Below are 12,017 nucleotides of genomic sequence, written 5' to 3'. Positions count from 1 at the left end.
AAAGTATGCACTTAATTTGACAATTCAAGACATAAAAATCTCGAGAGCACTCATAATCAGAAACTATGATGGCAACATGGTGCACTGTATTTAAAAACATATTTTCCTCCATTGAAAAAGGCCCGAAGGCCCTTTCTTAACTTTGAAATTGATTGTATGACTTATTAAAGGCTTCAATAATATCTGAACTTGCCTTGTCAAAATCTACCTGTGATTTCAATTCACCTTTGACGATTGTACGCTGAGTTGCTTCGGCATCCGTACAAGTTACAAGGGTAACTTCAGACTTGCCAGGTGTATCATCAACTACTGCTACTTCAGTTGGTTGAACAACCTTCACCTCACTAATAACATAAGTATAGACTTTATTTTTATCCGTAAGATAAATCTTCATACCTTCCTTAGCCTTATCTAGCGGTGAAAATAGCATATCAGATGCACCGGCAATACCAAAGACGTGGTGGCTAGCTAGTGAATAGTTGTTTTCACCACCCATGACTTGATCTTCTTTCATCGTTCCTGCACCGTAAGTCAACTCTGTATTGCCGAGTCCTTTGAAAATAGGGAGATTGATACCTACCTCTGGAATAGCAATACCACCAACGACAGGAAGCTCTTGAGCATCCATCTGTGCCTGCAAGACAGACTCTGTACTAATTGATTTAACGGTATCAAAGTCAAAGCTAGTCTTAGCTTCCTTGTTTTTCTCAATAGTCTTTTTAGAAACCTTGCTCACTTGATACTTATTTGTATTCCAAGCAATCACTGTGTTTCGAATAGACTTATTGAAAATCAAGGCTAAACCAACAACCAAGAGAACAATAATCAACACCCAGCGAAGAATATCAAGCCACTTACGGCGTTTTTTTGTTACGTTATTTTTCTTATCTTTGCTCATTAGTTGTCACCACTTTCTTGATCTTCGGAAGCTTGTTCAACTTCTTCTGGCTCAACTAAAGCAAAGGTTACAATACGAGCAGAGTCATCCAAACGCATGACCTTAACCCCTTGAGTGGCACGACCAGTTTGTGAAATATTAGCAACGGCAGTACGGATGATAACACCTGTATCGGTGATGACCATGATATCCTCATCACCAGACACTGTTACAATACCTGCTAGGTTACCATTCTTCTCTGTGATATTGGCAGTCTTGATACCTTTACCACCACGACCCTTCGTTGGGTATTCAGTAGCTGAGGTACGCTTACCGTAACCCTTTTCAGTGATAATCAAGACTTCTTGGTCTTCTGTAATGGCAGCTGCACCAACAACTTGGTCACCATCACGAAGAGTTACCCCTTTAACACCGGCAGCCATACGACTCATGCTTCGAATAGTGTTCTCTTTGAAGCGTACACTGTAACCAAATTTAGTACCAATGACAATTTCTTCATTACCAGTAGTCAAGAAGACATTGATTAGCTCGTCACCTTCTCTAAGTTTCAAGGCAATCAACCCATTTTGACGAATGTTCTTAAATTCCGCTTCTTTTGTACGTTTAACTAGACCTTGGCGAGTTACAAAGACAAGGTGATTATTTTCAGAAGCTTCATCACTCTTGGCATTAATGACTGTTTGAATGGTCTCACCTTCGTCCAACTTCAAGAGATTGACAATAGGTAAGCCTTTGGCTGTGCGACCGTATTCTGGGATTTCATACCCCTTAAGACGGTATACACGCCCCTTATTAGTCATGAAGTAAAGGTGATCATGAGTGCTTGTTGAGACAATATCACGAACAAAGTCATCATCGTTAACACCAGTACCTTGGACACCGCGACCACCACGTTTTTGTGAACGGAACTCGTCTTGGGCTAAACGTTTAATATACCCTTTATTTGAGAGAGTGATAACAACATCTTCTTCCTCGATGAGGTCCTCATCTTCAAGAGAAATAACTTCTCCGACCATAAGCTCTGTGCGGCGAGCATCTGCAAATTTACGCTTGCTTTCGTCCAATTCTTCCTTGATGATAGCAATGACACGTTCTGGTTTTGCCAAAATATCAGCTAAATCAGCAATCAGAGCCAAGAGATCATTGTACTCATTTTGAATCTTATCACGTTCCAAACCTGTCAAACGACGCAAACGCATATCAAGAATAGCTTGACTTTGACGTTCCGTGAGTTCGAAGCGAGCCATCAACTCAGCTTGAGCCTCAGCATCAGTTTGACTGTTACGGATAATCGTAATCACTTCATCCAAATGATCAAGGGCAATCAACAAACCTTCTAAAATGTGGGCACGTGCTTCAGCCTTATCCTTGTCAAACTGTGTACGACGAACCACAACTTCTTGTTGGTGAGCAATATAGTCAGCCAAGATTTGACGCAAGGAAAGGATTTTAGGCACACCCTTTTCAATGGCCAACATGTTGAAGCTGAAGTTAGTCTGAAGTTGCGTTAATTTGAACAAATTGTTCAAGATAACATTAGCAGAAGCATCACGACGCACTTCGATGACAAAGCGTACACCTTCACGAGAAGACTCGTCACGAACTGCTGTAATCCCCTCAATACGTTTTTCTTGAGCTAAACGAACGATATGTTCATGGACCTTGGTCTTATTGACCATGTAAGGAAACTCAGTGACAACAATACGCTCACGACCTGATTTAGTTGTTTCAATTTCAGTACGAGAACGAAGAACAATAGAACCCTTACCAGTTTCATATGCACGGTGAATACCAGATTTCCCCATGACCAAGCCACCAGTTGGAAAGTCTGGACCAGGAAGAACTTCCATCAGTTCACGTGTTGTGACTTCAGGATTATCCATCATCAATTTGACAGCATCAATCGTTTCAGCCAAATTGTGTGGTGGGATGTTAGTCGCCATACCAACGGCAATCCCTGTCGCACCATTGACAAGAAGGTTTGGAATACGTGACGGAAGAACGATTGGCTCACGTTCTGATCCATCATAGTTATCTTGAAAATCAACGGTATTCTTATTGAGATCACGAAGCATTTCCAAGGCGATTTTAGACATACGTGCCTCAGTATAACGCTGAGCGGCAGCCCCATCACCATCCATAGAACCAAAGTTCCCGTGACCGTCAACCAACATGTAACGGTAGCTCCACCATTGCGCCATACGAACCATGGCTTCATAGATAGATGAGTCTCCGTGTGGGTGATATTTACCCATGACATCCCCGGTAATACGGGCAGATTTTTTATGTGGCTTATCAGGTGTCACCCCAAGCTCATTCATTCCATATAGAATACGACGTTGTACAGGTTTTAAACCGTCACGAACATCTGGGAGAGCACGAGACACGATAACACTCATGGCATAATCGATAAAGCTCGTCTTCATCTCAGACGTCAAATTAACGTCAATTAAATTATTATCTTGCACTCAAAAATGCCTCTTTTCTTTCATTCAAATCATTCCAAACTCTAATAAAAGAGTATAGAAAATTTCTATAATATTATACCATAAAACGCTTTACTTTTCAGTTGTGTAAACGCTTTCATCTATTATTTCCTTATTATTTCGTGACATCCATCACTTAAAGTGGTAGAATAAGCAGTGTACGGGGTAACCCAATTAAAAAATAAGGAGATGTTTAGACCCATGACTGCAACTAAACAACACAAAAAAGTCATCCTCGTTGGTGACGGTGCCGTAGGTTCATCTTACGCTTTCGCACTTGTAAACCAAGGTATCGCTCAAGAACTTGGTATCATCGAAATTCCACAATTGTTCGAAAAAGCTGTTGGTGATGCGCTTGACCTTAGCCACGCGCTTGCTTTCACTTCACCTAAAAAAATCTACGCAGCTAAATACGAAGACTGTGCGGATGCTGACCTTGTAGTTATCACTGCTGGTGCTCCACAAAAACCAGGTGAAACTCGTCTTGATCTTGTTGGTAAAAACCTTGCTATCAACAAATCTATCGTTACTCAAGTTGTTGAATCAGGCTTCAAAGGAATCTTCCTTGTAGCAGCTAACCCAGTTGACGTATTGACTTACTCAACATGGAAATTCTCAGGATTCCCTAAAGAACGCGTTATCGGTTCAGGTACTTCACTTGACTCAGCTCGTTTCCGTCAAGCACTTGCTGAAAAACTTGATGTTGACGCTCGTTCAGTTCACGCCTACATCATGGGTGAACACGGTGACTCAGAATTTGCCGTTTGGTCACACGCTAACATCGCCGGTGTAAACCTTGAAGAATTCCTTAAAGATACTCAAAACGTTCAAGAAGCTGAATTGGTTGAATTGTTCGAAGGTGTTCGTGATGCCGCTTACACAATCATCAACAAAAAAGGTGCTACATACTATGGTATCGCCGTAGCTCTTGCTCGTATCACTAAAGCTATTCTTGACGATGAAAATGCAGTACTTCCATTGTCTGTATTCCAAGAAGGTCAATATGGTGTAAGCAACGTCTTTATCGGTCAACCTGCTATCGTAGGTGCACACGGTATTGTACGTCCAGTTAACATCCCATTGAACGATGCTGAACAACAAAAAATGAAAGCTTCTGCTGATGAATTGCAAGCTATCATTGATGAAGCATGGAAAAACCCTGAATTCCAAGAAGCTTCAAAAAACTAATTTGACATTAGTTAAATAAAAGTCTCCAGTAGGAGGCTTTTTTCGTATTTCAAAAAGAAAAAAACAGCTAATTCAACTGAATTAGCTGTTTAATATTATTTAGCTGAGATAGCTGCTTTAGCAATATAGCTAAGCGGTTGGTTAAAGTGTGGCAAGAAGAACAAATCAAGCAATTGAAGACGGTCGATTGTTACACCTTCTTGGATAGCCAATGAGAACATGTGGATTCCCATAGAAATGTCCATACGTGATACCATTTGAGCACCGAGAACTTTGCGTGTATCTTTGTCATAGACAATCTTGATTGTAACGTCTTCATTTTCATCTTCCATGAAGGCAGCTTTTTGAAGATCTGTTGATTCTACAACTGCTGGATTGAAACCAAAGCGTTTTGCTTTTTCTTCTGTCAAACCAGTAGATACCATGTTCAAACCATAGATTGAGATACCATTTGATCCTTGAACACCGTTTGATTCAACATCGTCACCACCGGCATTATGACCACCGACAATACCAGAACGAACAGCGTTTGAAGCCAAGGCAATGTAGTTGACATCTTCAAGGGCATTGTCATAAACGGTAGCACAGTCACCAACTGCATAAACATCTTTGATTGATGTTTCTTGTTTCTTATTAACAAGATAAGCCCCATTACGGAATGTTTCCAATTTACCAGCACCAAGAGCTGTGTTAGGACGGAAACCTACTGCAAGGACAACCATGTCGACATCGTAAGCATTTTTATCAGTGACGATACGTTCAACTTTAGTATCACCTTCAACTGCCTTAACAGTTTCACCAAATGCCAATTTAATACCGTGGCTTTCCATATTTTTAGCCATAAGTTCAGTCAAGTCATGGTCGTAATAACCTGCCAAACATGTATCAACAACGTCGATAAGGATAACTTCTTTACCGTGACGTTGGAAAGCTTCAGCTAATTCAACACCAATGTAACCAGCACCTACAACCGCTACACGTTTGATATCTTGAGATTTGTCGTTCAACTTATCGATAACTTCTTGAGCGTTTTGGAAAAGTTTAACGAATTGAAGGTTTTCAAGTGTAGCTTCGAAAGTACGGCTACCTTCTTTAATTTCAGCACCTTCGATTGGAGGCAAGATTGGTTGAGACCCAGTAGCCAAAATCAATTTGTCATATGATTCAACGTGCTCTTTACCATCTACAAGGGCTGTGACAGTTTTACCATCAAAGTCAATAGACTCAACTGGTGAGTTCATATAAACTTTAGCACCCTTGCTTTCAAGTCCTTCTTTGTTGGCATAGAAAAGACCATCAGAACCAGAGATTTGATTACCGATCCAAAGAGCCATACCACAACCCAAGAATGAAATGTTAGAGTTTTGGTCGAAAACAACTACTTCATTTTGGTCTCCGTAATTATCGAGAATAGTATTAATACTAAAAGTACCAGCGTGGTTAGCACCAACAACTACGATTTTTGACATAAGTTTATCCAACTTTCTTTTGATAATAGTTTACCATTTTATTCTACCATAATCAGAAAACGGTTACACCTTTTATGCTCAGACTTTGTTACTTTTTGAACAAATTAAGTTTCTGTGCTCTAAAACCCAAATAGGATAAGTCAAAATATGCAGAAAAACACTTTATGATGACGGTTACCTTTCTGCACACCATCACTATCTTACCAAATTCTAGAAAATCTACTTTGCTTTAAAATATAAAAAAAGAGTGAATAACTTTCTCTTTAGAGAATGTCAACACTCTTTTATCTCTATACTAACTCATTAAAATCCCAAACGTCTGTCCAACCTTCATAAAATTCTGGTTCGTGACATACCATAAGGATACTGCCCTTGAAGGCCTGAAGGGCACGCTTCAATTCATCCTTGGCGTCAACATCCAAGTGGTTGGTCGGTTCGTCCAGAACAAGGACATTATTTTCACGATTCATAAGGAGACAGAAACGAACTTTAGCCTGTTCTCCACCTGAAAGCACCTGAATTTGGCTTTCAATATGCTTAGAGGTTAATCCGCATTTAGCTAGAGCCGCACGAACTTCAGCTTGATTTAAGGCTGGGAAGGCATCCCAAACCGCTTCAAGAGGTGTCTGACGTGATCCTTCTGCTTCTTGCTCGAAGTAACCTAGGTCAATAAAATCACCTGTTTCAACTTCTCCTTCGAGTGGTTGAATAATACCAAGCAAGCTCTTAAGCAAAGTAGTCTTACCGATACCATTGGCACCGACAATAGCTACTTTTTGGTTACGTTCGAAGGTAAGATTCAATGGAGCCTTGGTCAAAGGGCGATCGTAACCAATAACGAGGTCTTTGGTTTGGAAAATAAAACGTCCAGGCGTACGACTTTCCTTGAAATGGAATTCAGGTTTTGGCTTCTCAGCCTGCAACTCGATAATTTCCATCTTATCCAATTTCTTCTGACGAGACATGGCCATATTTCGAGTAGCAACACGTGCCTTGTTTCGGTTAACGAAATCTTGAAGGTCTGCAATTTCCTTTTGCTGACGTTCATAGGCAGCTTCTAATTGAGCTTTCTTCATAGCATAGACAGATTGGAAATTATCATAATCACCTGCATAGCGCACCAAGTCTTGATTTTCAACATGATAGACAATATTAATCACGTCGTTTAGGAACGGAATATCGTGCGAAATGAGGACAAAGGCATTTTCATACTCTTGAAGGTAACGTTTAAGCCAAGCAATGTGTTCAGCATCCAAATAGTTGGTTGGCTCATCGAGAAGTAAGATATCAGGTTTTTCAAGCAATAACTTAGCCAAGAGAATCTTGGTACGTTGACCACCTGAAAGGTCCGTGACATCTGTATCCATACCAAAATCCATGACACCTAGTGCACGGGCAACCTCATCAATCTTAGCATCTAGTGTGTAGAAATCACGCGTTTCCAAGCGATCCTGAAGCTCACCCACTTCTTCCATCAGAGCATCAACGTCAGCTCCTTCGTCAGCCATAGACATGTAAATCTCGTTGATACGTTCTTCAGTCTTAAAGAGTTCATCAAAAGCCGTACGAAGGACATCACGAACAGTCATTCCCTTTTCAAGAACAGCATGCTGATCCAAGTAACCCGCTGTAACGTACTTAGACCACTCTACCTTACCTTCATCTGGCTGCAATTTTCCAGTAACGATAGACATGAAGGTTGATTTCCCTTCACCGTTAGCACCGACAAGACCGATATGCTCACCTTTGAGCAAACGGAATGAGACATTTTCAAAAATAGCACGGTCACCAAATCCGTGACTAAGATTTTTGACTTCTAAAATAGACATAGCATATCTGGGCTAAAACAGTCTTCAGCCCTTTCCTTTCTTGACATTAACTCTACCATTTTACCATTTTTTAGTGAAAATTTGGACCTATGCTTCTGGAAAATTAAAAAGAAAAAACAGGACCAACCTGCTAACTCTTTAGTTTCTCTGTAAAATACGTTTAAAGACAGGATATAGGAGAGGAACTGCAATAATAGTCACTACTGATGTTCCAAAGGTTCCCCCTATTTTAGTAAGTGCCAATACCATGGCAGCATTTACTGGTAAACCCGCAACGATACTATTAATAATCGTATACTTAATAAAATTCAAAATAATTTTGGTTACTGCAGCTATAACTCCAATGATTATGATATTAGCCATTTTGTCATTTGATTTTAGTAGCTTTTCAAAAACAAAATAGAGCACCAGACAGACAATCAAGGATTCTAAAATAGTAATCCAGACCTCAGCAGCATAACCATTGAGAATATCAAACAGTCCTAACCCTACTGTTGCGACTAGCGCACCTTTTCTGGCTCCAAAAATCAAAACAGCAATCACAACTAGGGCATTTCCCAAATGGACAAATTGAGGTCCAAAAGGAATACGAATAAACTGCACACTCACAATAATTAAAGCTGCATACAAACTTAAGATAACTAATTCACGTGTTTTATCACTTTTCATTTTTCTCCTCCAATAGGGCATTAAAACCACTAAATAATAAACCAATATGGTGCTCATAGCAAAGACCATATTTTAAAGGACGACCATCGGACAGTGTTGATGAAAGAACTCTATCCATGACATCCAAGGCCAAATCACAAACCTTTAGTAAATCTAGGTTATAAAAGTAACCAGCTGATAAGATTGCCGTTAGTAAATCTCCACTACCATAAAAATGAGATTGATAACTTTTCCTCATAAGATAAGCCGTTTCATTAGTCTCTTTATCAAAATAAGCCAAACCCATTTTTTCTGTCTCAAAAGAGATACCTGTCACAATAACTTTCCGAGGGCCAAGCTTGGTCAAATCTCTCAAAAGCTTTTCAACAGTGACTTTATCATAGGAACCTGCTTCAAGATATGGAGTATCCGTCAACAAGGCAGCTTCTGTCAGATTGGGAATGATGACATCTGCTTGTTGACAGAAATCTTTCATGGCTTCTACATAGTTTCTATCAAAACCTTGATAGAGACGGCCATTGTCAGCCATAATAGGATCAACAAATAGAGGTATCTCTTTATCGCGAGCTAATTGACCTACAAGTTTTAGTTCTTCTTCTGACTTAAAATAACCACTCACAAGGCCATCTACTTTAAAATCCAAGTGCTCCCACTGCTTACAAAACCCTTTTAGGTCATCTGTAAGGTCCCGTACATAAATATTATTAAAGTCCCCTGTATGCGAAGATAAAAGAACCGTTGGCAAGGGAAGGACTTCAGTTTGACAGGCTGACATGATAGGGAGGCTACTAGTCAAAGCAACCTTACCTAGACCAACGAGGTCATTGGCAACAATTACTATGGTCATCTATTTCCCTTCCCAAGTCTTTTTAAACTGTTTAACAAAGCTTGTGTGGAAATAAATGTAATAGGCCACTCCTAAACCAAGAATAGCAGCTACAAGGTCAAATGGAATCTTCATAATAGCATAAGCTGGCGTACCATAGATAAAGGCTCTTCCTAAGCCATAACCTACTAGATCAATAATAGCCCCAAGCAAGAGACCTAAAGATGCCCTAGATTTGCTCAATTCTCCTAAACGCCCTCCAACAATGAGTGCAATAGCAAGAACTTGAAGGCTGTGTGTTACTAGAGTTACCCACATAGGAAGAGGGTAAAAAAGAAAATCTCCAATAAAGGAACCTACTCCCGCAATAATAACTGCTTCTGTAGGTGGGAAAATTAAACCAACTAAGAAAATAACAATCCCGTTAAAATAGAAATGACCTCCTGGCACAGGGATAGATAAGAGACTCGAACTCAAAATAATGACAAGTGCCATGAAAAATGCAGAAATGGTTAAACGTTTTGCTGACATACCTAAAACTCCTTAGTCAATAAATATAGTATAAGTTTATGAAAATTCTGACGATTAAACAAGATAGTATTTTTATTACTGTATGGGTACAGATTTTGAGCAATAAAAAAACCACACGAACGTGTGGTGATCAAACTTATTGAGCTTTTTTATCAAAATATTTGACAGGTGCCTTTTCAAGATTTTGTAGTGAAAGCTTGGCTGTCGCGTTTGCCTCAGTACCATAATCAGAGAAATCAATGTTAAGATCATGATCAAAATCCGCAACGGCATAGTCAACAACGATTTCTTTAACTTCCTTAGGAGCAATCGTGGTTTTATTTGCAATCTTATCTCGGTCATCATCTTTAGAAAAGACTATTGTTGCCACCTTCACTTCTTCCTTCTCTTGTTTCACATCAAGGACTACCTTCATCAAAAGAGTGTAAGCATTCATGGTTTCTTTACTTGAGTTGCTAAGTTTATAGTGAACGCGTACAGCTTTTTGACCTTCTGGTGATTCGATTTTAGTTGCAGAAAGAACTTGTACACTTGCATCTTGTCCTGTAAATAGCATTTTGTTTTTATCGTAGGTCCAAGTAGGCTCTTTCTCGGGTGTACAAGCTGACAAACCGATAATAGTCAAGCATGCAAGAGCGAGAAGTCCTAAGATTTTCTTAAAAGTCATTCTTATAATCTCCTTAAACTTATTTGGAAGGGGAATTTAGTTTTACCTTACAACCTTCTTATTATGTCAAAATCTAATAATCTTGTCAAATTTCTCTGGGCCTATTGCTCTGAGAAGGGAAGTAAGGTAAAATAAGGAAAAATCTGTAAGGGGTCAGTTATGAGTATTTATCAAGATATTGTCGAGACCATTATCAAAGATATCCAAAATGGTACTTTAAAAAAAGGGAGTAAGCTTCCCTCTATTCGTCAACTTAGCCAGACTTATGCCTGTAGTAAGGATACAGCCCAAAGAGCACTCTTGGAACTCAAGTATCAAAACTATATTTACGCCGTACCCAAAAGTGGCTATTATGTTCTCGAAGGACGCAATGAAGTCGATAATAAGGTCCTTCTTAACCTTAACGATTACAATCAATTGGCCTACGAGGATTTTAAACTTTGTTTGGATGAAAGTTTGGCGGGTCATCAGGACTACCTCTTCAACTATTATCATGAACAAGCTGGACTCAAAGATTTGCTTGAAGCCTTAAAGAGTCGATTAATTGCTGACGATATTTATGTCAATTCGGACCAGATTGTCATAACCTCAGGAAGTCAACAGGCCCTCTATATCCTTTCACAGATGGATTTTGGTAATGGTGGCCACAAAATTCTTTTAGAACAACCTACCTATCATCGCATGAACCAGCTTGTCAACCGTCAAAATCTAGCTTACGAGACGATTAACCGTGGTTTTGATGGTTTGGATTTTGACCGCTTGGAAGAGTACTTTAAATCTGGACAGATTAAGTTCTTCTATACTATCAGTCGTTACTCCAATCCTCTTGGATTAAGTTATAATGCTAGCGAAAAAGAAAAGCTAGCCCAACTTGCCAATCAGTATAATGTTTATATAGTGGAAGATGACTATATGGGAGACTTTAGTGATAGTAAAAATCTCCCTATTCACTACTATGATACCCAAAATCAGACCATCTATATCAAATCCTTCTCCATGACCCTTTTTCCAGGTTTGCGCCTAGGTAGCCTTGTCTTACCTCCTAATCTTAAGTCTACCTTTTTGAGCCACAAGGGACTTATTGACTATGATACCAATCTCATCATGCAAAAAGCACTTTCCGTTTATCTCGAAAATGGCATGTTCCAAAAAAACATTAAGAAACTTGGTGACCTCTTTCAACAAAACATGGCTAAAAGTCAAGCAATCATTGCCAAATCTAAGGTTAGCATTCCTTATCAGATTTCCCCTAGACATGTGACCTGGCAACTTCCTAAGGAGTTTTCACTTGAAAAATTCAAAGCCCACAAGCAGATTCGTTTTTTAGAATCATCCTTTATTAGACCAACTTCTGAAACTTATCTGCAGATAGGTCATGGACAGGAACTGGAATCCTTTATAAAAATTTTAAAAAAGACAAAGTGACAATCATAACCACCCGTCTAACGGGTGGT

At 39.5% G+C, this 12,017-nt stretch carries 10 protein-coding genes; 2 read left to right on the top strand and 8 right to left on the bottom strand.

Translation table 11 applies throughout. The features are described from left to right. Positions 1–136: 136 nt before the first annotated feature. Together HMPREF2571_RS03260 and gyrA are read right to left on the bottom strand one after the other, a co-directional pair. A complete protein-coding gene (locus tag HMPREF2571_RS03260; RefSeq protein ID WP_060972462.1) occupies positions 137–898 on the bottom strand; it encodes a class A sortase in 762 nt (253 codons plus the stop codon). Next, on the bottom strand, positions 898–3,366 hold the full coding sequence (gyrA, locus tag HMPREF2571_RS03255) for a DNA gyrase subunit A (protein WP_070847192.1): 2,469 nt from the start codon (positions 3,364–3,366) through the stop codon (positions 898–900). The genes HMPREF2571_RS03260 and gyrA overlap by 1 nt, the downstream gene beginning before the upstream one ends. Before the next feature lie 219 nt (positions 3,367–3,585). On the opposite strand from gyrA, the gene HMPREF2571_RS03250 reads away from it, so the two are divergent. Next, complete coding sequence (locus tag HMPREF2571_RS03250; protein WP_004182359.1) at positions 3,586–4,572, top strand: L-lactate dehydrogenase; 987 nt, start codon at positions 3,586–3,588, stop codon at positions 4,570–4,572. A gap of 95 nt (positions 4,573–4,667) precedes the next feature. Here the strand turns inward: HMPREF2571_RS03250 and nox are convergent, their stop codons facing one another. The 6 genes from nox to HMPREF2571_RS03220 all read right to left on the bottom strand — a co-directional run bounded on the left by nox (position 4,668) and on the right by HMPREF2571_RS03220 (position 10,563). Then, the gene (gene nox / locus HMPREF2571_RS03245) at positions 4,668–6,041 is read right to left on the bottom strand and encodes a H2O-forming NADH oxidase (protein ID WP_070847190.1); all 1,374 of its coding nucleotides are present in this window, start codon (positions 6,039–6,041) and stop codon (positions 4,668–4,670) included. 290 nt (positions 6,042–6,331) lie between these two features. Beyond that, entirely contained in the window at positions 6,332–7,870 is a 1,539-nt protein-coding gene (locus HMPREF2571_RS03240) for an ABC-F family ATP-binding cassette domain-containing protein (protein ID WP_002891178.1), read from the bottom strand. Between the two features lie 138 nt (positions 7,871–8,008). Further along, complete coding sequence (locus tag HMPREF2571_RS03235) at positions 8,009–8,539, bottom strand: ECF transporter S component (RefSeq protein ID WP_070847188.1); 531 nt, start codon at positions 8,537–8,539, stop codon at positions 8,009–8,011. After that, positions 8,529–9,386: a pyridoxamine kinase gene (locus tag HMPREF2571_RS03230; RefSeq protein WP_070847186.1), complete on the bottom strand. Its 858-nt coding sequence runs from the start codon at positions 9,384–9,386 to the stop codon at positions 8,529–8,531. The genes HMPREF2571_RS03235 and HMPREF2571_RS03230 overlap by 11 nt, the downstream gene beginning before the upstream one ends. Beyond that, positions 9,387–9,896 (bottom strand): ECF transporter S component, encoded by a 510-nt coding sequence (locus HMPREF2571_RS03225; protein WP_048675476.1) that lies wholly within the window; start codon positions 9,894–9,896, stop codon positions 9,387–9,389. A gap of 136 nt (positions 9,897–10,032) precedes the next feature. Beyond that, positions 10,033–10,563 (bottom strand): DUF5067 domain-containing protein, encoded by a 531-nt coding sequence (locus HMPREF2571_RS03220; protein WP_049545157.1) that lies wholly within the window; start codon positions 10,561–10,563, stop codon positions 10,033–10,035. A gap of 159 nt (positions 10,564–10,722) precedes the next feature. Here HMPREF2571_RS03220 and HMPREF2571_RS03215 point away from each other — a divergent pair, with 159 nt between their 5' ends. After that, on the top strand, positions 10,723–11,988 hold the full coding sequence (locus HMPREF2571_RS03215) for an aminotransferase-like domain-containing protein (protein WP_049545158.1): 1,266 nt from the start codon (positions 10,723–10,725) through the stop codon (positions 11,986–11,988). Positions 11,989–12,017: the final 29 nt, after the last annotated feature.

Origin of the sequence: Streptococcus sp. HMSC068F04 (assembly GCF_001837455.1) — a bacterium.
GTDB classification, from domain to species: Bacteria; Bacillota; Bacilli; order Lactobacillales; family Streptococcaceae; genus Streptococcus; species Streptococcus salivarius_D.
Note: the sequence above shows the minus strand (reverse complement) of the source record. Positions and strands in the feature narration are given on the sequence as shown.

Bases quoted from the DNA above. Each gene is read 5' to 3' on its own strand.
- HMPREF2571_RS03260 (WP_060972462.1), bottom strand. From the start codon at position 898: ATGAGCAAAGATAAGAAAAATAACGTAACAAAAAAACGCCGTAAGTGG.
- HMPREF2571_RS03250 (WP_004182359.1), top strand. From the start codon at position 3,586: ATGACTGCAACTAAACAACACAAAAAAGTCATCCTCGTTGGTGACGGT.
- nox (WP_070847190.1), bottom strand. From the start codon at position 6,041: ATGTCAAAAATCGTAGTTGTTGGTGCTAACCACGCTGGTACTTTTAGT.
- HMPREF2571_RS03240 (WP_002891178.1), bottom strand. From the start codon at position 7,870: ATGTCTATTTTAGAAGTCAAAAATCTTAGTCACGGATTTGGTGACCGT.
- HMPREF2571_RS03235 (WP_070847188.1), bottom strand. From the start codon at position 8,539: ATGAAAAGTGATAAAACACGTGAATTAGTTATCTTAAGTTTGTATGCA.
- HMPREF2571_RS03230 (WP_070847186.1), bottom strand. From the start codon at position 9,386: ATGACCATAGTAATTGTTGCCAATGACCTCGTTGGTCTAGGTAAGGTT.
- HMPREF2571_RS03225 (WP_048675476.1), bottom strand. From the start codon at position 9,896: ATGTCAGCAAAACGTTTAACCATTTCTGCATTTTTCATGGCACTTGTC.
- HMPREF2571_RS03220 (WP_049545157.1), bottom strand. From the start codon at position 10,563: ATGACTTTTAAGAAAATCTTAGGACTTCTCGCTCTTGCATGCTTGACT.
- HMPREF2571_RS03215 (WP_049545158.1), top strand. From the start codon at position 10,723: ATGAGTATTTATCAAGATATTGTCGAGACCATTATCAAAGATATCCAA.